Raw genomic sequence first — 18,923 nt, forward strand, 5'->3', positions numbered from 1 at the left:
ATGGCCCTTGAATACGCCGACTTCACGACCGGGGAACCCGTCACCGACACCAAGGCGCCAACCGGCCCGATCAACGAGCGCTGGGACACCCGCCGTTTCGAGGCCAAACTCGTCAACCCCGCCAACCGGCGCAAACACACGGTGATCGTCGTCGGCACCGGCCTCGCGGGCGGCTCCGCCGGCGCCACCCTCGCCGAACAGGGCTACCACGTCGTCCAGTTCTGCTACCAGGACTCCCCGCGCCGCGCCCACTCGATCGCCGCCCAGGGCGGCATCAACGCGGCGAAGAACTACCGAAACGACGGCGACTCCGTCCACCGCCTCTTCTACGACACCGTCAAGGGCGGCGACTTCAGGGCCCGCGAGTCCAACGTCCACCGCCTGGCGCAGATCTCGGTGGAGATCATCGACCAGTGCGTGGCGCAGGGCGTGCCGTTCGCGCGGGAGTACGGCGGCCTCCTCGACACCCGCTCCTTCGGCGGCGTCCAGGTGTCCCGCACCTTCTACGCCCGCGGCCAGACGGGCCAGCAACTCCTCCTCGGCGCCTATCAGGCCCTGTCCCGTCAGATCGCCGCCGGGAACGTCGAGATGCACCCGCGCACCGAGATGCTCGACCTGATCGTCATCGACGGGAAGGCACGCGGGATCGTGGCGCGGGATCTCATCAGCGGCCGTATCGACACGTACTTCGCGGACGCCGTCGTCCTCGCCAGCGGCGGCTACGGCAACGTCTTCTACCTGTCGACGAACGCCATGAACTCCAACGCCACCGCCGTCTGGCGGGCACACCGGCGCGGCGCGCTCTTCGCCAACCCGTGCTTCACACAGATCCATCCGACCTGTATCCCGCGCACCGGCGAGCACCAGTCCAAGCTGACCCTGATGAGCGAGTCGCTGCGCAACGACGGCCGGATCTGGGTACCGAAGGCCAAGGGTGACACGCGCCCCGCGAACCAGATCCCCGAGGACGAGCGCGACTACTACCTGGAGCGCATCTACCCGTCCTTCGGCAACCTGGTGCCGCGCGACATCGCCTCCCGCGCCGCGAAGAACGTGTGCGACGAGGGCAGGGGCGTCGGTCCCGGCGGACAGGGCGTCTACCTCGATTTTGCGGACGCCATCAAGCGGATGGGCCGCAAGGCCGTCGAGGAGAAGTACGGCAACCTCTTCGACATGTACGCCCGGATCACCGCCGAGGACCCGTACACGGTCCCGATGCGGATCTACCCCGCCGTGCACTACACGATGGGCGGCCTCTGGGTCGACTACGACCTCCAGACCACGATCCCGGGCCTGTTCGCGATCGGCGAGGCCAACTTCTCCGACCACGGCGCCAACCGGCTCGGTGCCTCCGCGCTGATGCAGGGCCTCGCCGACGGCTACTTCGTGCTCCCGGCGACCATCAACGACTATCTCGCCCGGCACCCCGGACACGAGGAGATCGACGTCCAACACCCCGCCGTACAGCAGGTGTTGGCCGAGACCGAGGACCGCATCAACCTGCTGCTGGCAGTGGACGGCGACCGCACCCCGGACTCCTTCCACCGTGAACTCGGCGAGCTCATGTGGGAGTTCTGCGGAATGGCCCGCAGCGACAGCGGACTGCGCAAGGCGCTGGAGCGCATCCCGCAGATCCGCGAGGAGTTCTGGCGGCGGATCAAGGTCCCGGGCACCGGAGAGGAGTTCAACCAGTCGCTGGAGAAGGCGAACCGCGTCGTCGACTACCTCGAACTCGCCGAGCTGATGTGCCTCGACGCGCTCAACCGCGCCGAGTCCTGCGGCGGCCACTTCCGCGAGGAGTCGCAGACCCCGGACGGCGAAGCGGCGCGCAGGGACGAGGAGTTCAGCTACGCGGCCGCCTGGGAGTTCACCGGTACGGGGTCATCTCCCGTGCTGCACAAGGAAGACCTGGTCTTCGAGTACGTCCACCCCACTCAGCGGAGCTACGCATGAAGCTCACCCTGCGCGTCTGGCGGCAACGCAACGCCGACGCCGAAGGCGCCATGTCCACCTACCAAGTGGACGGAATCTCCGGCGACATGTCGTTCCTGGAGATGCTCGACACCGTCAACGAGGAACTCATCCTCAAGGGCGAGGACCCGGTCGCCTTCGACCACGACTGCCGCGAGGGCATCTGCGGCGCGTGCAGCCTGGTCATCAACGGCGACGCGCACGGCCCCGAGCGCACCACCACCTGCCAGCTCCACATGCGGTCCTTCCAGGACGGCGACACGATCGACATCGAGCCGTGGCGCGCCTCGGCCTTCCCGGTCGTCAAGGACCTGGTGGTGGACCGGTCGGCCTTCGACAGGATCATCCAGGCCGGCGGCTACATCACCGCGCCGACGGGAGCGGCCCCTGAGGCCCATGCCACCCCTGTCCCCAAACCGGACGCCGACTTCGCCTTCGAGCACGCCGAGTGCATCGGCTGCGGGGCATGCGTTGCCGCGTGCCCCAACGGCGCGGCGATGCTGTTCACTTCGGCCAAGATCAACCACCTCAACGTGCTCCCGCAGGGCGCCCCCGAGCGCGAGACCCGCGTCCTCGACATGGTGGCCCAGATGGACGACGAGGGATTCGGCGGCTGCACGCTGGCCGGCGAATGCGCCACCGCCTGCCCGAAGGGCATCCCGCTGGTCTCCATCACCAGCATGAACAAGGAGTGGCTGCGGGCGACGCGCAAGGTCGCCAAGCGCTGAACACCCCTACGAACTCCCTTGGGGGACAAGAACGTTCGCCGACAGGATGCGGACGGGCGGGACCGGGAGTGGTGCTCATCCCCGGTCCCGCCAGGCATCGTGGCGCTCGGTAGGCTGCGCGCATGATCTTCACAGGCAGGGGGAGGGCGCGGTTTCCCGACGCGGTGGCGGCCTTCGAGACCGCCGTGCGCCAGGGGGACGGTGAGCGAGCGCAGCAGGCGATGCAGGACATCCAGCGGCACTTCGAGCACGCGGGGGACGCCGACCTCGCCGAGGTCGGCCCGCGTCTGGCGGCACTGCTGCCGACGGTGCCGCCCGGACCCCGCGCCCTGGTCGCCGTACTGGTCGGCGCCTGTGTCGAGCGGGGCGCGGACGCCGGCGCCTGCGCGCCGCACACCTTCGAAGGACTGGCCGAAGTACTCGGTGTCGCCCAGGAGTTCTGCGCACGCTGGGCGGCGACCGGCGGCGGAGACTTCCCCGATCCCGACCCGGCCGCCCTCACCGAGGCCGCCCTCGAACGGGTCGGACAGGACGCCGCCGTCGGCTGGATCACCTTGCCGCAGTGGGAGATGGCATCCAACGCCATGCTCAACCACCTCGCGGTGCGCACCACCTTCCCGCCCGAAGTACGCCTCCGACTCCTGCGCGCCCTGCACGAGATACAGGAGGCGTCCGGCCACGACTTCAAATGCCTGCGCTACGCCCTCCTCGTCCTCGACGACGAACCCCTCCTCGCCCTGCACCGCCCCACCGGCACCGGCTATCTGCTCCGGATGACCGGCATCGGCGACAACTTCCAGCTGCACACCCTCCTCGCCGACGTCCTGATCGGCGGCGGACACGTGCCCGGGCAGGCGCCCTCCGCGCAGGAGGCGGCCGTGTGCCGGGACGCCCCGGGGCAGGTGCCGACCACCGGGGCCTTCAACCTCGTGACCCCGGGCGGCGATTGGGTGTGGAACGAGGGAACTCCCACCGACATCCCGGTCGTTGAAGGCGTACGGGTGGTGGTCCTCGACCCGCCGCCGTACAAGCGAGGGTGGCCCGCGGGCCGGTTCTTCCCAGGGATGACCGGTGACCTGGTGCTGGAGCGGGTGCTCGGTGCCGACGAGACCCGGGAGTGGCTGGGGCGGTGCGCCCCGCCGAAGTGAGCGGCACACCCTGAGGACCCGGGTGTGGGGACGCCGTTCAACAACCCCACATCCCGGCTCCGGGCACAGGTCACGCGCAGGACGCCCGGCGTAGGAAGAACTGTTGCGGCTGGACATACGGAACCGGCCAGCTTGTTCCTTCGCCGAACCCGGCCCGTGATCAGGGAGAGCCATGACCGGCGTTTCCACCCTCGACCGTCCCTCGCAGCCCGCCGCGCCGACCCGCTACACCGTCACGCTCGCCCGAGACGAGGACGATGTGCGTGCCGCGCAGCGGCTGCGGCACGACGTCTTCGCCGGGGAGATGGGCGCCCACCTGTCCAGCCCGCAGCCCGGCCTGGACGTGGACGCCTTCGACGCCTACTGCGACCACCTCCTCGTCCGAGACACGGTCACCGGCCAGGTGGTCGGCACCTACCGGCTGCTGCCGCCGGAGCGCGCCGCGGTCGCCGGACGGCTCTACTCGGAGAGCGAGTTCGACCTCGCCCCCCTCGACTCGATCCGCCCGGGCCTCGTCGAGGTCGGCCGCTCCTGCGTCCACCCCGACCACCGCGACGGCACGGTCATCGGTCTCATCTGGGCAGGCATAGCCCGCTACATGGTCGACCGCGGCCACGAATGGCTCGCCGGCTGCTGCTCCATCCCGCTCGCCGACGGCGGCGCCCTCGCCGCCGGCACCTGGGACCGGGTCAGCGCCAAGCACCTCGCCCCCGAGGAGTTCCGGGTACGCCCGCTGCTCCCCTGGAGCCCGGACGGCGTCACCCGCCCCACCGACCGCGTCGAACTCCCGCCGCTGCTGCGCGGCTACGTCCGGCTCGGCGCCTGGGTCTGCGGCGAACCCGCCCACGACCCGGACTTCGGGGTCGCCGACCTGTACGTGCTGCTGTCGATGCGCCGGGTCAACCCGCGCTATCTGCGGCACTTCCTCTCGCTCGTCCCGGCCTGATGAGCGTCTGGCTGCCCAGCGCGCCCTGCACCCCCAGGACGTGCATAGAGTCGACGGGGTCCGTCACGGCCGTACCGCGCGCCGTGCTGAGATTCGTGGCCGTACTGGTCGTGGTGGCCGCCGGGGCCGCCCTCACCCCCATCGGCGGGCGCATCCCGGCCCGCGCGGTGCGCTGGTGGTGCCGGACGATCGTCCGGGCCGCCGGCATCCGGCTCCGCATCACCGGAAGCACCACGCCCACCGGCGGACTGCTGCTGGTCGCCAACCACATCTCGTGGCTGGACATCCCGCTGATGGCCGCCGTACGCCCGGCCCGCATGCTGGCCAAGGCCGAGATCCGGCACTGGCCCGTCGCGGGGACGCTCACCGCGGGCAGCGGCGCCCTGTTCATCGACCGTGACCGGCTGCGGGCCCTGCCCGAGACGGTCGCCGCCATCGCGGGCGCCCTGCGCGCCGGCGGAGCGGTCGCCGTCTTCCCCGAGGGCAGCACCTGGTGCGGCCTGGCCCAGGGGCACTTCCGGCGGGCCGTCTTCCAGGCCGCGCTGGACGCCGGAGTACCCGTCCAGCCGGTCGGCCTGCACTACCGGACCGACGGCGGTACGGCCAGCACCGCGCCCGCATTCGTCGGCAGCGACTCGCTGCTCACCTCGGTGTGGCGGGTGGTGTCGACGCGCGGACTGGTCGCCGACGTCGAGGTGGGGGAGACCATAGCGCCCGGCAGCCACCCCGACCGCCGCTCCCTCGCCCACGCGGCGCAGACCGGGGTGTCGGGCCGGGCCCACCACCCGGACCACTGCACCTCGGTGGTGCGGACCCCGGCGAAAATTCGCAGGACGACGCGGAGGCGTCCTGCTAGCGTCGCGGCCATGAGGATCATCAGGCACACCGGCACCGCTACCGCGCGAGCGACCAGCTCGCCGGCCGCCGACGTCTGACCTCACCACCTCTCCCGGCGGCCGGAAACGGACCGCCGGGACGTGTCGTTTCCAGCCTGTTCGCAGGTCTCTTCGCGGTCCTTTTCCGGTCCCCATCAGACCCGAAGGACCCACCGCCATGAATACCGAAGACACCGTCCGCACCTTCCTCGACTTCTACCGCGAACGCGGGCACGAGCCGATCACCGGCAGCACCCTCCTGCCACCGCCGTCCGACCCGGTCCTTTTCACCACCTCCGGCATGCACCCGCTCACGCCGTACCTCCAGGGCCGCCCCCATCCACAGGGCCGACGCCTGGTCAACGTCCAGCGCTGTCTGCGCACCACCGACCTCGACGAGGTCGGCGACCCCACCCACCTGACCGTGTTCGAGATGCTCGGCTCCTGGTCGCTGGGCGACTACGACCATCCGCAGAGTCTGCGCTGGGGGTACGAGCTGCTGCGGGACGGCTTCGGCATCCCGCGCGAGAAGCTGTACGTCACGGTCTTCGGCGGCGATGGGCGGATCGGCCCCGACCTTGAATCCCTGTACACCTGGCGGGAGTTGGGCCTCCCCGTGGAGCCGACCCGGGACGAGAACTGGTGGTCCAACGGACCGACCGGCCCCTGCGGCCCCGACTCCGAGATCTTCTTCTGGTCCGGCGACGGCCCGCCGGAAGGGAGTCCGACCACCGACTCGCGCTGGGTGGAGATCTGGAACCACGTGCACATGCGGTACGAGCGTGGCGAGGACGGCGAGCTGGTGCCGCTGCGGCGGGTCAACGTCGACACGGGCATGGGGCTGGAGCGGTTCGTCTCCGTGCTCCAAGGGTGCCGCTCGGTATATGAGACGGATCTGTTCGAGCCGTGGATGCGGCTGGTTCCACGGCTGTGGGATCTGGACGAGGGGTCCGTGCGGGTGGTCTGCGACCATCTGCGGTCGAGCGTCGTGGTCCTCGGCGACGGGGTACGGCCGTCCAACACCGGGCGTGGGTATGTCCTACGGCGGCTGGTGCGGCGGTTGCTCACGGTTTTGCGGCGCGATGATCCTTCGCGCACGCTGGGTGATCTGCCGGGGGAGCTTGTCGAGTACACGCTCGACCATTTTCGGCAGTCGCTCGGTGTCGATGTCGTGCGGGGCGTGTTGATGGACGAGGAGCGGCGGTTCGATCAACTTCTGGAGCGGGGGCGGCGGGTGTTGTCCCGACGGGAGTTTCGAGGTCCTCTGAGTGAGGAGAACTACCACTACCTGCACGACACTCATGGGTTGCCCCGTGAACTGGTCGACGGCCTGTGGGGTCAGGGCGTTGCCAGCGCCCTTCTCAAATAAGGAGCCGTAGCGCTTCCTGCCACTCCCGCCACATCCCTCGGTGGGCCCGTTGCCACGATCCGGCCGGCGTCCAAGTCGATCACCCAGTCCGCGCCCGCCACCACCGCCATGTCGTGTTCGACCACGATCACGGTGTGGCCGGCGTCGACCAGTCCGTGGAGTTGGCGTAGCAGGACCTCGACGTCGGCCGGGTGGAGGCCGGTGGTCGGTTCGTCGAGGAGGTAGAGGGTGTGGGCGCGTCGGGTGCGTTGCAACTCGCTTGCCAGTTTGATGCGCTGGGCCTCGCCGCCGGACAGCTCGGTGGCGGGCTGGCCCAGCCGGAGGTAGCCGAGGCCGACGTCCAGGAGTGTGGTGAGGCTGCGGGCCACGGCAGGGGTGTCCGTGTCCGCGAAGAAGTCCGCCGCGGCCTCCACCGTCAGGTCGAGCACCTGCGCGATGTTCCGTTCCCGGTACGTCACTTGGAGTGTCTCGGGGTTGTAGCGGGCGCCGCCGCAGTCGGGGCAGGGGGCGTAGGTGCTCGGGAGGAAGAGCAGTTCGACGCTGACGAATCCCTCGCCCTGGCAGGTCTCGCAGCGGCCGCCCGGCACGTTGAAGGAGAACCGGCCGACGCCGTAACCCCGTTGCCGTGCCTCGTCGGTGGCGGCGAACACCTTGCGGACGACGTCGAAGAGGCCGGTGTAGGTGGCGAGGTTGGAGCGCGGGGTGCGGCCGATCGGTTTCTGATCGACCGACACCAGGCGCCCCACGCCCGGAAGTTCCTCGGAGATCTCGCCGATGAGGGTCGACTTTCCGGAGCCCGAGACGCCGGTGACCGCGGTGAACACGCCCAACGGGAACTCCGCGGTCACGTCCCGCAGGTTGTGCCGGGTGGCCGGCCCGACCTTCAACTCGCCCAGCGGGGAACGGACTTCGCGGGCGGGGACTGGTGAGTGGTCGAAGAGGAACCGGGCCGTCGCCGACTCCTTCACCTTCGCCAGGTCGGCCACCGGGCCGCTGTGCAGCACCCGCCCGCCGTGCTCGCCGGCCCGCGGGCCCACGTCCACCAGCCAGTCGGCGGCGCGCATCACGTCGAGGTGGTGCTCCACCGCGAACACCGAGTTGCCCGCCGACTTCAGTCGCGCCAGCACCGTGAGCAGGGCCTCGGTGTCGGCGGGGTGCAGTCCGGCGGAGGGTTCGTCGAGCACGTAGACGACACCGAAGAGACCGGAGCGCAACTGCGTTGCCAGGCGCAGGCGTTGGAGTTCCCCGGTGGAGAGGGTCGGGGTCGCGCGGTCAAGGCTGAGGTGGCCGAGGCCGAGTTCGAGGACGGGGGAGATGCGGGAGGTGAGGTCCTCGGTGAGGACGCGGGCCGCCTCCGAGGTACCGCCCAGCGCGCCCGCCAACTCCGCCAGCGGCAGGGCGGCCAGGTCGGCGATCGTGCGGCCCGCGACGGTCACCGCCATGGACTCGGGGCGCAGTCTGCTGCCTCCGCAGACCGGGCAGGGGGCGCTGGTCAGGAAGCGTTCCGCCTTGGCCCGGAGCGTGGGGCTCTTCGTGTCCGCGAAGGTCTTCATGACATAGCGGTGGGCGCTCATGTACGTGCCCTGGTACGGGCGTTGGATGCGGTCGGCGTCCCGGACCGGATGGACCGTGACCACCGGCTGCTCGTCCGTGAACAGGATCCACTCCCGCTCCTCGGCGGGGAGCTCGCGCCATGGCACGTCCACGTCGTGGCCGAGGGTGTCGAGGATGTCGCGCAGGTTCTTGCCCTGCCAGGCGCCCGGCCAGGCGGCGATCGCGCCCTCGCGGATCGAGAGGGAGGGGTCGGGGACCAGGGACTCCTCGGTCGTGCGGTGCACCCGGCCGAGGCCGTGGCACTCGGGGCACGCGCCCGCCGCCGTATTGGGGGAGAAGGCGTCCGAGTCGAGGCGTTCGGCGCCGGGCGGGTAGTCGCCGGCGCGGGAGAACAGCATGCGGAGAGAGTTGGAGAGGTTGGTGACCGTGCCGACCGAGGAGCGGGAGGTGGGGGTCGAGCGGCGCTGCTGGAGCGAGACGGCGGGCGGGAGGCCGGTGATCTCGCCGACCTTCGGGGCGCCGATCTGGTGGATCAGCCTGCGGGCGTACGGCGCGACCGACTCGAAGTAGCGGCGCTGCGCCTCGGCGTAGATCGTGCCGAAGGCGAGGGACGACTTCCCGGAACCGGAGACGCCCGTGAACACGGCCAGCACGTCCCGGGGGATGTCGACGTCGACGCCCTGGAGGTTGTGCTCGCGGGCGCCGCGGACGCGGACGTAGGGGCTGTGCATGACCCGGCGAGTCTATGCGACCGCGCCGGGTGACGCCCGCTGACCTGCGGGGGTGCGGTGGCGTCCGTGCTGTGCCACGTTGGAAGACACGGATACCGGCGTCGGCCGGCGCGGCAGACGGCCTACCACGGGTCGAGCTGTAGTCGCATCCCTCCGGGAGACAGGTATGAGCAGCTATCGAGTCGCGCAAGTCGGTGTCGCCGGCGGCGAGTTCGAGGTCGTCGAGCGCGATGTGCGGCAACCGGGCCCCGGCCATGTGCGGATCGCCGTGGAGGCCTGCGGGATCTGTCACAGCGACACCTTCTTCGTCAACGCCGGGGTGCCGGGCGTGAGCTTCCCGCTCGTCACCGGGCACGAGATCGCCGGACGGATCGACGCGCTCGGCGAGGGCACCTCGGACCGGGGCTGGCGGGTCGGCGACCGGGTGGCGGTCGGCTGGTTCGGCGGCAGCTGCGGCTACTGTCTCCCTTGCCGGCAGGGCGACTTCATCGTCTGCGAGAACCTGAAGGTGCCCGGCTGGGCGTACGACGGCGGCTTCGCCGAGATGACGATCGCGCCCACCGACGCGCTCGCCCGGATCCCCGAGAGCATGTCGGCCAGTGCCGCCGCGCCCATGGGCTGCGCGGGCGTGACCACCTTCAACGGGCTGCGGCACAGCGCGGCGGGACCGGGCGACCTGGTGGCCGTACTCGGACTCGGCGGCCTCGGTCACCTCGGTGTGCAGTACGCGGTCGCGATGGGATTCGAGACCGTGGCGATCGCGCGCGGCGCCGAAAAGGCCGACTTCGCCAAGCAGTTGGGCGCACACCACTACGTCGACAGCACGGCGGACACCGAAGTCGCCGAGGCGCTGCGGGCGTTGGGCGGCGCGAAGGTGGTACTGGCCACGGCGGGCAACGCCGGCGCCGCCGCGGCGACCGTGGAGGGGCTGCGGCCCCGCGGCGAACTGGTGGTCATCGGCGCGGACAACGCGCCGTTGGAGATCAGCCCGCTCCAACTCCTCATGAGCGCCAAGGTGGTTCGGGGCCATCCGTCCGGCACCGCCCAGGACGTGCGGGACACGCTGGCCTTCAGCGCCCTGCACGGGATCCACCCGATGGTGGAGACCGTGCCGCTGGACCAGGTCGGCGCGGCCTATGAGCGGATGCTGTCCGGCGCGGCGCGCTTCCGGATGGTGCTCACCCCCTGAGTGAGGCCAGCCGCCGGTAGGAGTCCAGCAGCGCTTCGCGGTCGTAGGTGCTGGTGGTGACGAGGACCTCGTCCGCGCCCGTCTCCTTCAGTACGGTCTCCAGTTCGTGGGCCACCTGCTCCTCGGTGCCCGCGAGCTGTCCGGTGAGCCCGGCCTCGTAGAAGCCGAACTCCTTGTCGGACATGGCCAGTTGCTCCACCCGCTCGGCGGGCGGCAGCGGCGGGAACGTGCCGTGGGTGCGCGAGTACGCCATCGACCAGGCCTCCGGGACGAGGAGCCGTCGGGCCGCCTCGGGGGTGGCGGCCACGGCGATCGTGCCCGAGACGACGACATACGGCTCGGCGGCCCAGGGGGAGGGGCGAAACCGGGCGCGGTAGTGGTCGATGCCGCGCCGCATCTTGTCCCGGTTGCGCAGGTCGCCGATCACCATCGGCAGCCCGGCCCGGGCCGCGATGTCGGCGCCCTCGCCCATCGCGAGCACGAACGGCGGGACGTTCAGCCCCTCCGAGGGGCGTGCGTGCGCGCCGGTCGGCGAGGCGCCCCGGAACCAGCCGAGGAGTTCGTCGAGCTGTCCGGCGAAGTCGTCGGCGTCGTCCTTGTCGCGGCCCAACGCCTTGCGCACGCCGTCGGTGAAGCCGACCGAGCGGCCCAGGCCCATGTCGATCCGGCCGGGGAAGAGTGACTCCAGCACGCCGAACTGCTCGGCCACGACCAGGGGTTGGTGATTGGGCAGCATCACCCCGCCCGTCCCCACCCGGATGTTCCGGGTGGCCGAGGCGACGGCGGCGGCCAGCACGGTCGGCGCGGAACCGGCGACTCCCGGCACACTGTGGTGCTCCGACACCCAGAACCGGTGATAGCCCAGCTCCTCGACCTCCCGCGCCAGCCGCACGGTGTCACGCAGCGCCTCACCGGCCGTGTGCCCCTCACGGGTGCGGGAGCGGTCGAGCACGGAGAACGGGGTCGAGGCGATCAAGGAGCTCACATGGTGTTCAACGCCCGCAGGCCCCCGGCATTCCCCGGGTCGGTCGGTGCCGTCACCGCCGGGACCGTACGCGTGCGTCCCGAGGCGGGTCGATGAACTGCAGCTCCAGCGTCACGGGCGGCTCCGCGAGCCCCGGCCCGCCCGCCGCCGCCCACTCCAGCACTTCCTCCGTGCAGTCGTCCTCCATCGCGAACCCGACCCAGGTCGGCCGCCCGCCGGCCCGCCGCCCCGCGGCCGACGGCTGGACCACGATCACGTTGGCCTGGTCGCACGGGCCGAGGCAGTCCGTCGTACGCACCGCGAAACCGTGTTCGGCCGCACCCGACCGCAGCCGTTCCAACTGCCAGACGTGGTCCGTGCCCGGGTGCTTGCGCGGGTCGCCGCAGCAGCATCCCCGGCAGACGACGAGAGTGCAGGGCCGTTCTCGGGCGGCGCCTATGAGGAACGTACGGGGAGCGGGAGTTGGGGCAGACATACGAGAAGCATGAGGCCAGGGCCTCGGACGCCCGCCGCCGGGGTGCGCGGGCTGTCTATGGTGGCCCGGTGACAGCAGACAGCAGGCGGCCCCTCGCCGTGTTCGACCTCGACAACACCCTCGCCGATACGGCCCACCGGCAGCGGTTCCTGGAGAACAAGCCGCGCGACTGGGACGGCTTCTTCGGCGCCGCGCCCGACGACCCGCCGCTGGCGCAGGGTGTCGCGCTCGCGCTGGAGAGTGCCGAGGAGTGCGAGGTCGTCTATCTGACCGGGCGGCCCGAGCGCTGCCGGCGCGACACGCTCGACTGGCTCGCCGCGCAGGGACTGCCCGAGGGGCGGGTCTTCATGCGGCGCAACGACGACCGCAGGCCGGCCCGGCGCACCAAGCTGGAGATCCTCAAGCGGCTCGCCAGGGACCGGGACATCCGGGTTCTCGTGGACGACGACGAGCTGGTGTGCGACGACGCCGAGCGGGCCGGGTTCAGGGTCGTACGGGCCCGCTGGACCGTTCCATCCGCCGCGCTGGAGGCGGCGCAGGAGGGGGAGGGCCGGACCTGAGAGGGCCGTACCCGCGTCGTCCGACAGGGCGCGCCAGGGTCCCGGTCCGCTTGACGCATTCCCATATCGGCATACGATGGCCGCATGGCACGAGCAGCGACGACGTCGGACGTCTTCAACGCGATCGCCGAGCCGCAGCGCCGGGAGATCCTGGCGCTGTTGCGGGCGGGCGAGCGGCCGGTGACCGAGTTGGCGCACGAGCTGGGGATGAGCCAGCCGGGGGCGTCCAAGCATCTGCGGGTGCTCCGGGAGGTAGGCCTGGTGCGGGTCCGCGAGGCGGGCAAGCAGCGGCTGTACGGCCTGGACGCCCGCGGGCTGCGGCCCGTCCACGAGTGGGCCGGCGGATTCGAGCGGTTCTGGAACGAGAGTTTCGACCGGCTGGACAGCTATGTGCAGGACCTCAAGCAGGCACGGCAGGAGGAATGACCGATGGCAGGGACAAGGCAGGAGACGGGGGCGGGGGCGGAGTCGGCCACGGACGACCGGGAGATCGTGATCTCCCGGGTCGTCGACGCCCCGCAGGAGCTGGTGTTCGAGGCGTTCACCGAGGTGCGGCATCTGTCGCGGTGGTGGGGGCCGGACGGGTTCACCACCACCACGCGGTCCTTCGAGTTCCGCGAGGGCGGGGAGTGGGTCTTCGTGCTGCACGGGCCGGACGGGACCGACTACTCCGAGTGGATCCGCTGGACGCGGATCGTCCCGCCGGAGCGGATCGAGCTGCTGCACGGTGAGACCCGCGACGACCCCAACGCATTCGAGTCGGTCCTGACCCTCGCGGCGGACGGCTCGGCGACCCGGATCGTCATGCGCACCCTGTTCCCCAGCAAGGAACTGCGCGACGAGGCGGCCGAGAAGTACCACGCGATCGAGGGCGGCGAGCAGACCCTGAGCAGCCTCGCGGCCTACGTCGCCGACCTCGCGCGGAAGGGGGCGGAGGGCTGATGGCCGGGAAGGTGTTCTTCAGCGTGTCGATGTCGCTGGACGGCTTCGTCGCACCCGAGCCCGTGCCCGACCCGGACACGCTCTTCGCGCCCGGGAGACGGGACGACCCGGATGTGCGGCGCTGGCTGGCGCAGTGGACGGAACTGCAGCAGTGGGTGTTCCCGCTGCGGTTCTTCCGGGAGAACCTCAAATTGGGCGAGGGCGGCGAGGAGGGCCTCGACAACGACATGGCGCGGGAGACGTTCGAGCGCACCGGCGCGAGCGTCATGGGCAGGCGCATGTTCGACCTCGGCGAGCGGTCCTGGCCGGAGGAGGCGCCCTTCCACACCCCGGTCTTCGTGGTGACGCACACCAAGCGCGACCCGTGGGAGCGGCCCGGCGGCACCACGTTCCACTTCGTCGACGACGGCATCGAGCACGCCCTCGACCAGGCCCGCGAGGCCGCCGGCGACCGCGACGTCCGCATCGCAGGCGGCGGCACGACGATCCTGGAGTACCTGAACGCGGGCCTGGTCGACGAGTTCTCGATCACGCTGGCGCCGGTGCTCTTCGGCACCGGCACCCGGCTGTTCGACGGCGTGGAAGCGTCCAGGATCGCGCTGGAGCCGGTCCGTTCGCAGCCGTCTTCGCGGGTGACGCACCTGACCTACGCGGTGCGCCCACGCTAGTTCCGGCCGTCAGTCCTCGTCCTCGATGCGGAAGCCGACCTTCAGGCCGACCTGGTAGTGCTCGATCTGCCCGTTCTCGATCTGGCCCCTGACCTGCGTCACCTCGAACCAGTCGAGGCTGCGCAGGGTCTGCGCGGCGCGGGCGACGCCGTTGCGGATGGCCTGGTCGATGCCCTCGTGAGAGGTGCCGACGATCTCGGTGACCCGGTACGTGTGGTTGGACATGCGGGTACTCCTCTCGGCCGTGACGGGCGCGTCACGCGTCACTCCACCGTGCCCCAAGGTGCGGCGGTACGCGAGACGGCCCGTCACCCGAGGTCAGCGCACCACGCTCAGTGACAGCGCGAAGCGGCCCTCCCGGTCGGTCCACCAGTGGGCCAACTCCAGCCCGGCCGCCGCCAGTTCGCTCCGCACACCCTCCTTGCGGAACTTCGCCGAGATCTCCGTGCGCAGTTCCTCGTCGGCCGCGAAGTCGACGGCGAGATCGAGCGCCGGGATCTTCACGGTCTGGTCCGTGCGGGACCGCAGCCGCATCTCGATCCACTCGTTGCCGGCGTCCCAGAGGGCCACGTGGTCGAAGGCGGCGGTGTCGAAGTCGGCGCCCAGTTCGCGGTCGACCACGGTCAGGACGTTCTTGTTGAACGCTGCCGTCACCCCGGCCGCGTCGTCGTAGGCCCTGACCAGGACCTGTTCGTCCTTGACCAGGTCCGTGCCCAGCAGCAGCGCGTCGCCGGGAGAGAGCAACGCGCGGAGACCGGCGAAGAACGTGGCGCGTTCGGCCGGCAGCAGGTTGCCGATCGTGCCGCCGAGGAACGCCAGCAGGCGCGGTCCCGGAGTCTCCGGGAGCGTGATCGCGCCGGTGAAGTCGGCGATCAGGGCGTGTACGTCGAGCCCCGGCCGCTCCTCGATGAGGGCGTGCCCGGCCTGGGTGAGCGCGCTCTCGCTGACGTCGACGGGCACGTACAGGGCCAGATCGGTGAACGCGTCGAGGAGGTGGCGCGTCTTGTCCGAGGAGCCGGAGCCCAGCTCGACGAGCGTCCGCGCGCCGGTCGCGGCGGCGATCTCGGCGGCCCGGTCGATGAGGATCTCCCGTTCCGCGCGGGTCGGGTAGTACTCGGGCAACTCGGTTATCCGCTCGAAGAGTTCGCTGCCGTGGGCGTCGTAGAACCACTTCGGCGGGAGGGTCTTCGGGGTGCGGGTGAGGCCGTGCAGGACGTCGGCGCGCAGGGCCGCGTCGGTGGCGTCCTCGGGCAGGGTGCGGGTGAGAAGGAACGGACTCACGTGCGGGGCTCCTTCGGTGGTGCGAGGTCTTTCAGGGGGGTGAGGAGGACCTCGGCGCGGTTCGCGGTGAGCAGAGTGCGGTCGGGGACCTCCTGCCAGTGCGGGTCGTCGTCGTAGGGCTCGGAGGCCACGACCGTGCGGCGGCCGGGCCCCGAGAGGTACCAGAGGGTGTCCCCCCAGGCCGTCGCGGCGATCGACTCGCCGTTGGTGACAAGGAGGTTGAGGCGCGAGCCGGGGGCGGCATGGGCCACCTCCAGCACCGTGTCGGCCAGCGCCTGGCTCTCCTCGTCGCCCGCCCGCAGCCGGCCGAGGACCAGTGCCCACACCAGCGCCGAGTCGCAGCGGGCCTCAAGGGACAACAGGTCGACCGGCGGCAGCCGTTGGGCGAGAGCGGCGAGCGTCTGGGGCCAGCCGGTGACGGCGCCGTTGTGGCTGAACAGCCAGGGGCCCGCGGCGAACGGCGCCGCCGCGGCCTCCCCGTCCGCACCCGCGAACGTCGCGTCCCGTACGGCGGCCAGCAGCGCCCCCGTACGGACCACGCGGGCCAGGTCGGCGAAGGACTGGTCGCCCCAGATGGGTACGGCCCGCCGGTAGCGGCCCGGCACCGGGTCGCCCTCGGCGTACCAACCCACCCCGAAACCATCGGCGTTGACCGTCCCGTGCTTCTGGCTGCGCGGTTCCCAGGACTGGCGGTACAGGCTGTGTTCCGGGTCCACGAGGAGCCGGCCGAGCGGCTCCTCGGGTCCCAGGTACGCCAGGTGACGGCACATCAGACGGCTCCCGAGCGGGCGGTGCGGAACCCGGAGAAGATCTGCCGCCGGATCGGATAGTCCCAGTTGCGGAACGTGCCCCGGCAGGCCACCTCGTCCACGGCGAACGAACCGCCGCGCAGCACCTTGTACTCGGGACCGAAGAACACCTCCGAGTACTCCTTGTACGGGAACGCCCTGAACCCCGGGTAGGGCAGGAAGTCGCTCGACGTCCACTCCCACACGTCACCGATCAACTGGCGTACGCCCAGCGGTGATTCGCCCGCCGGATAGCTGCCCGCGGGTGCCGGGCGGAGGTGCCGTTGGCCGAGGTTGGCGTGTTCCGGCGCCGGGTCTGCGTCGCCCCACGGGTAGCGCATCGAGCGGTCGGACGTCGGGTCGTGGCGGGCGGCCTTCTCCCACTCCGCCTCGGTGGGCAGCCGGCGTCCGGCCCAGCGGGCGTAGGCGTCGGCCTCGTACCAGCACACGTGCACCACCGGCTCGTCGAGCGGCACGGCCTCCGTGACACCGAACCGGCGCCGCAGCCACTGGCCCGCCTCACGGCGCCAGAACAGCGGCGCGACAACGGAGTTGCGGCGGATGTGCGCCCAGCCCTCCTTCGTCCACCAACGCGAGTCGTCGTAGCCGCCGTCCTCGATGAACGCCAGATACGCGCCGTTCGTCACCGGGGTCGTGTCGATGTAGAAGGGCGCCACCTCACGCCGGTGCGCGGGCTTCTCGTTGTCCAGGGCCCACGGCTCGGTGGAGGTGCCCATCGTGAACGGGCCGCCGGGGACGAGGACTTCGGCCGGGCCGGTGAACAGCGGTACCGGTTCCGGGTCCGGAGCCGTCAACGCCTGCGGCCCCGTACGGAGCTGATGGGTGATCAGCATCGTTTCGTCGTGCTGCTGTTCGTGCTGGGCGACCATCCCGAAGGCGAATCCCGCCTCCGTCAGCCGCGACCCGCGGAACGCCGAATCGGCGAGTACGTCCGTCACCCGGCCGCGCACCTCGGCCGCGTACTGCCGGGCCTCCGCGGGCGGCAGCAGCGGCAGCGAGGGGCGTTCGGAACGCGGGTGCTCGAACGCGTCGTAGAGGCCGTCGATCTCGGGGCGCATCGCGTCCCGGCCGCCGACGGCCCGCAGCAGCCACAGCTCCTCCTGGTTGCCGATGTGCGCGAGGTCCCAGACCAGCGGGGACATCAACGGCGAGACCTGCGCGGTGAGTTCGGGCTCGTCCACGCAGCTCGTCAGGAGTGTGGTGCGGTCCCGGGCCGTGGTGAGGGTGGTCAGCGCCCGTTCCCTGAGCGCCTCGATATCGATGTCATCAACGGTGGTGTCGGCGTCGGTCATGTGCGGATGTCCTTCCCGTGCGGGCGGCTGTCCGTGCCACGCACGCGGTCGAGCAGATCGTCGGCGGGGCAGCGGCCCCGGATGACATAGCGGTCGAAGTACGCGCGGACGGCGTCCACGACCCCGGCGCTCGCGCCCAGCTGGGGCAGCGCCTCCAGTGCCGTCGCGAAGCAGACGAGCGCCACCTCGTGCAGCTCCGGGTCGGACAGTCCGTAGCGGGCCGCGTCGATCCACAGCGGATTGTGCGGCGCGGGCAGCCCGAGGGACCGCTCGGCCAGCGGCTTCACGGCCCGGTACGCGGTCTCGGCGGCCTCCGGGTCGTCGAACAGCGCCGTCGTCACCGCCAGCGGCACGATCCAGCCGTCGTCCCCGGGCTGCGCGTCGATCATGCGCAGTTCGAGATGGCCACGCGGTCTGACCGGCGGGAACAGGGTCGTGAGGTGGTAGTCGAGGTCGTCACGGGTCGGGGGTGTGGACGAACGGGTCCACTCCCGGAAGGTCAGTCCCTCGGGCACGTCCCACGGGCCGTCCTCGCGCCGGACGCACATCACCGGCGAGTCGAGGACGTGCTCCGCCCAGGCGCCGCGCGGTTCCGCGTCCAGCGGGGGCGCGCCCGCCCGGCCGGGGCCGATCTCCATCCAGATCAGCTGCCGGGAGGAACGCCAGCCCGTGGGGCTGCGGCCGACCAGCGGGGAGTTGGCGAACGCGGCCACCAGCACCGCGCCCAGCTGGTGCGCCAGCCACCAGCGCCGCCCGTGGCCGAGCGGTCCCGGCTCCTCGTAGCCGGCGTCCAGGCACACCTGCACGGAGGCCGAGCTGCACATCATGCGGCGGCCGGCGGGGCCTGTGCGGTCGAGGTGGCGCTCCATCGCGTCGTAGCGCGGCTCGTGCAGGAACCGGCGCGGCGGGTGCCAGGGGTCGTGGCCGACGCCGACCAGCCCCAGGTTGTCGCGGGCCAGCACCGCGCGGACGGTGTCGAGGTCTTCGGAGACGGAACCGATGCACTCCATCAGGGAGGTGGCGGGCGACGAGCTCAGTTCCAGCTGGCCGCCGGGCTCGACGGTGAGCGCCGACCTCAGGTGCACGGTCTTCAACGCGGCATAGGCCGCTTCGAGTCGTTCGGGTGTCACAGGGAGCTGCGGCAGCCGCAGCTCGTGGACGAGCCATTCCACTTCGACCCCGAGCGTTCGGGGCGGACCGGTCTTGAAGCAGATGCCCCTGACCAGGGCCTCCACCTCGGGTTCGGTGACCGCGGTACGGGGCTCCGTACAGTCGCCACAGTCACTTGCCGTATCGGACATGTCGGGATCCTCCTGAGATTCCACCATGCCACCGGCCCGGTTTCGGTTGGGCCCGGGCCGGCACACCTGTCCCACCCAAGACCCTCGCGGCTGGTCGCA

General features: G+C 71.2%; 19 protein-coding genes. 11 read left to right on the forward strand and 8 right to left on the reverse strand.

Annotated features, from left to right (window positions below):
• The 6 genes from ACFXC1_RS02420 (at position 1) to ACFXC1_RS02445 (ending at position 7,037) form a co-directional block, all read left to right on the forward strand.
• Positions 1-1,953 (forward strand): fumarate reductase/succinate dehydrogenase flavoprotein subunit, encoded by a 1,953-nt coding sequence (locus ACFXC1_RS02420; protein ID WP_381237634.1) that lies wholly within the window; start codon positions 1-3, stop codon positions 1,951-1,953.
• Positions 1,950-2,699: a succinate dehydrogenase/fumarate reductase iron-sulfur subunit gene (locus ACFXC1_RS02425; protein WP_381237637.1), complete on the forward strand. Its 750-nt coding sequence runs from the start codon at positions 1,950-1,952 to the stop codon at positions 2,697-2,699. The genes ACFXC1_RS02420 and ACFXC1_RS02425 overlap by 4 nt, the downstream gene beginning before the upstream one ends.
• A 122-nt stretch (positions 2,700-2,821) precedes the next feature.
• On the forward strand, positions 2,822-3,847 hold the full coding sequence (locus ACFXC1_RS02430) for a hypothetical protein (protein WP_381237639.1): 1,026 nt from the start codon (positions 2,822-2,824) through the stop codon (positions 3,845-3,847).
• A 172-nt stretch (positions 3,848-4,019) separates the two neighbouring features.
• On the forward strand, positions 4,020-4,793 hold the full coding sequence (locus ACFXC1_RS02435; RefSeq protein WP_200709147.1) for a GNAT family N-acetyltransferase: 774 nt from the start codon (positions 4,020-4,022) through the stop codon (positions 4,791-4,793).
• A complete protein-coding gene (locus ACFXC1_RS02440; RefSeq protein ID WP_381237642.1) occupies positions 4,793-5,728 on the forward strand; it encodes a lysophospholipid acyltransferase family protein in 936 nt (311 codons plus the stop codon). The genes ACFXC1_RS02435 and ACFXC1_RS02440 overlap by 1 nt, the downstream gene beginning before the upstream one ends.
• A 118-nt stretch (positions 5,729-5,846) precedes the next feature.
• Positions 5,847-7,037 carry an alanine--tRNA ligase-related protein gene (locus tag ACFXC1_RS02445; protein WP_381237645.1) on the forward strand — a complete coding sequence of 397 codons (1,191 nt, stop codon included), beginning with the start codon at positions 5,847-5,849 and terminating at the stop codon, positions 7,035-7,037.
• Here the strand turns inward: ACFXC1_RS02445 and ACFXC1_RS02450 are convergent.
• Positions 7,007-9,322 (reverse strand): ATP-binding cassette domain-containing protein, encoded by a 2,316-nt coding sequence (locus ACFXC1_RS02450; RefSeq protein WP_381237648.1) that lies wholly within the window; start codon positions 9,320-9,322, stop codon positions 7,007-7,009. The genes ACFXC1_RS02445 and ACFXC1_RS02450 overlap by 31 nt on opposite strands.
• 166 nt (positions 9,323-9,488) lie before the next feature.
• On the opposite strand from ACFXC1_RS02450, the gene ACFXC1_RS02455 reads away from it, so the two are divergent.
• On the forward strand, positions 9,489-10,511 hold the full coding sequence (locus tag ACFXC1_RS02455; RefSeq protein WP_381237651.1) for an alcohol dehydrogenase catalytic domain-containing protein: 1,023 nt from the start codon (positions 9,489-9,491) through the stop codon (positions 10,509-10,511).
• On the opposite strand, the gene ACFXC1_RS02460 is transcribed toward ACFXC1_RS02455, so the two are convergent.
• Positions 10,501-11,496, reverse strand: coding sequence for an LLM class flavin-dependent oxidoreductase (locus ACFXC1_RS02460; protein WP_381237654.1), 996 nt, complete (start codon positions 11,494-11,496; stop codon positions 10,501-10,503). The two genes, ACFXC1_RS02455 and ACFXC1_RS02460, sit on opposite strands and share 11 nt — an antisense overlap.
• 52 nt (positions 11,497-11,548) lie before the next feature.
• Positions 11,549-11,971 (reverse strand): (2Fe-2S) ferredoxin domain-containing protein, encoded by a 423-nt coding sequence (locus tag ACFXC1_RS02465; RefSeq protein ID WP_381237657.1) that lies wholly within the window; start codon positions 11,969-11,971, stop codon positions 11,549-11,551.
• 68 nt (positions 11,972-12,039) lie between these two features.
• Here ACFXC1_RS02465 and ACFXC1_RS02470 point away from each other — a divergent pair, with 68 nt between their 5' ends.
• The 4 genes from ACFXC1_RS02470 to ACFXC1_RS02485 all read left to right on the forward strand — a co-directional run bounded on the left by ACFXC1_RS02470 (position 12,040) and on the right by ACFXC1_RS02485 (position 14,141).
• A complete protein-coding gene (locus ACFXC1_RS02470; protein ID WP_381237660.1) occupies positions 12,040-12,531 on the forward strand; it encodes a phosphatase domain-containing protein in 492 nt (163 codons plus the stop codon).
• 84 nt (positions 12,532-12,615) lie between these two features.
• On the forward strand, positions 12,616-12,957 hold the full coding sequence (locus ACFXC1_RS02475) for an ArsR/SmtB family transcription factor (protein WP_381237663.1): 342 nt from the start codon (positions 12,616-12,618) through the stop codon (positions 12,955-12,957).
• Between the two features lie 3 nt (positions 12,958-12,960).
• Positions 12,961-13,473, forward strand: coding sequence for an SRPBCC family protein (locus ACFXC1_RS02480; protein WP_381237666.1), 513 nt, complete (start codon positions 12,961-12,963; stop codon positions 13,471-13,473).
• Positions 13,473-14,141: a dihydrofolate reductase family protein gene (locus ACFXC1_RS02485; RefSeq protein WP_381237669.1), complete on the forward strand. Its 669-nt coding sequence runs from the start codon at positions 13,473-13,475 to the stop codon at positions 14,139-14,141. Before ACFXC1_RS02480 ends, ACFXC1_RS02485 begins: the two co-directional genes overlap by 1 nt.
• Positions 14,142-14,150: 9 nt before the next feature.
• Here the strand turns inward: ACFXC1_RS02485 and ACFXC1_RS02490 are convergent, their stop codons facing one another.
• The 5 genes from ACFXC1_RS02490 to egtA form a co-directional block, all read right to left on the reverse strand.
• Positions 14,151-14,366 carry a dodecin gene (locus tag ACFXC1_RS02490; protein ID WP_019068358.1) on the reverse strand — a complete coding sequence of 72 codons (216 nt, stop codon included), beginning with the start codon at positions 14,364-14,366 and terminating at the stop codon, positions 14,151-14,153.
• Positions 14,367-14,459: 93 nt separating this feature from the next.
• On the reverse strand, positions 14,460-15,422 hold the full coding sequence (egtD, locus tag ACFXC1_RS02495) for an L-histidine N(alpha)-methyltransferase (RefSeq protein ID WP_381237672.1): 963 nt from the start codon (positions 15,420-15,422) through the stop codon (positions 14,460-14,462).
• On the reverse strand, positions 15,419-16,192 hold the full coding sequence (gene egtC / locus ACFXC1_RS02500) for an ergothioneine biosynthesis protein EgtC (protein WP_381237675.1): 774 nt from the start codon (positions 16,190-16,192) through the stop codon (positions 15,419-15,421). The genes egtD and egtC overlap by 4 nt, the downstream gene beginning before the upstream one ends.
• Positions 16,192-17,523 carry an ergothioneine biosynthesis protein EgtB gene (gene egtB, locus ACFXC1_RS02505; protein WP_381237678.1) on the reverse strand — a complete coding sequence of 444 codons (1,332 nt, stop codon included), beginning with the start codon at positions 17,521-17,523 and terminating at the stop codon, positions 16,192-16,194. The genes egtC and egtB overlap by 1 nt, the downstream gene beginning before the upstream one ends.
• Positions 17,520-18,824, reverse strand: coding sequence for an ergothioneine biosynthesis glutamate--cysteine ligase EgtA (gene egtA / locus ACFXC1_RS02510; RefSeq protein ID WP_381237681.1), 1,305 nt, complete (start codon positions 18,822-18,824; stop codon positions 17,520-17,522). Before egtA ends, egtB begins: the two co-directional genes overlap by 4 nt.
• Between the last annotated feature and the right edge of the window lie 99 nt (positions 18,825-18,923).

The sequence above is a fragment of the Streptomyces hokutonensis genome (assembly GCF_042751305.1).
Lineage (GTDB): Bacteria > Actinomycetota > Actinomycetes > Streptomycetales > Streptomycetaceae > Streptomyces > Streptomyces hokutonensis_A.

What these genes read in the sequence shown, in the direction of transcription:
- ACFXC1_RS02420 (WP_381237634.1), top strand. Translation starts at nt 1, where the DNA reads ATGGCCCTTGAATACGCCGACTTCACGACCGGGGAACCCGTCACCGAC.
- ACFXC1_RS02425 (WP_381237637.1), top strand. Translation starts at nt 1,950, where the DNA reads ATGAAGCTCACCCTGCGCGTCTGGCGGCAACGCAACGCCGACGCCGAA.
- ACFXC1_RS02430 (WP_381237639.1), top strand. Translation starts at nt 2,822, where the DNA reads ATGATCTTCACAGGCAGGGGGAGGGCGCGGTTTCCCGACGCGGTGGCG.
- ACFXC1_RS02435 (WP_200709147.1), top strand. Translation starts at nt 4,020, where the DNA reads ATGACCGGCGTTTCCACCCTCGACCGTCCCTCGCAGCCCGCCGCGCCG.
- ACFXC1_RS02440 (WP_381237642.1), top strand. Translation starts at nt 4,793, where the DNA reads ATGAGCGTCTGGCTGCCCAGCGCGCCCTGCACCCCCAGGACGTGCATA.
- ACFXC1_RS02445 (WP_381237645.1), top strand. Translation starts at nt 5,847, where the DNA reads ATGAATACCGAAGACACCGTCCGCACCTTCCTCGACTTCTACCGCGAA.
- ACFXC1_RS02450 (WP_381237648.1), bottom strand. Translation starts at nt 9,322, where the DNA reads ATGCACAGCCCCTACGTCCGCGTCCGCGGCGCCCGCGAGCACAACCTC.
- ACFXC1_RS02455 (WP_381237651.1), top strand. Translation starts at nt 9,489, where the DNA reads ATGAGCAGCTATCGAGTCGCGCAAGTCGGTGTCGCCGGCGGCGAGTTC.
- ACFXC1_RS02465 (WP_381237657.1), bottom strand. Translation starts at nt 11,971, where the DNA reads ATGTCTGCCCCAACTCCCGCTCCCCGTACGTTCCTCATAGGCGCCGCC.
- ACFXC1_RS02475 (WP_381237663.1), top strand. Translation starts at nt 12,616, where the DNA reads ATGGCACGAGCAGCGACGACGTCGGACGTCTTCAACGCGATCGCCGAG.
- ACFXC1_RS02480 (WP_381237666.1), top strand. Translation starts at nt 12,961, where the DNA reads ATGGCAGGGACAAGGCAGGAGACGGGGGCGGGGGCGGAGTCGGCCACG.
- ACFXC1_RS02485 (WP_381237669.1), top strand. Translation starts at nt 13,473, where the DNA reads ATGGCCGGGAAGGTGTTCTTCAGCGTGTCGATGTCGCTGGACGGCTTC.
- ACFXC1_RS02490 (WP_019068358.1), bottom strand. Translation starts at nt 14,366, where the DNA reads ATGTCCAACCACACGTACCGGGTCACCGAGATCGTCGGCACCTCTCAC.
- egtC (WP_381237675.1), bottom strand. Translation starts at nt 16,192, where the DNA reads ATGTGCCGTCACCTGGCGTACCTGGGACCCGAGGAGCCGCTCGGCCGG.
- egtB (WP_381237678.1), bottom strand. Translation starts at nt 17,523, where the DNA reads ATGACCGACGCCGACACCACCGTTGATGACATCGATATCGAGGCGCTC.
- egtA (WP_381237681.1), bottom strand. Translation starts at nt 18,824, where the DNA reads ATGTCCGATACGGCAAGTGACTGTGGCGACTGTACGGAGCCCCGTACC.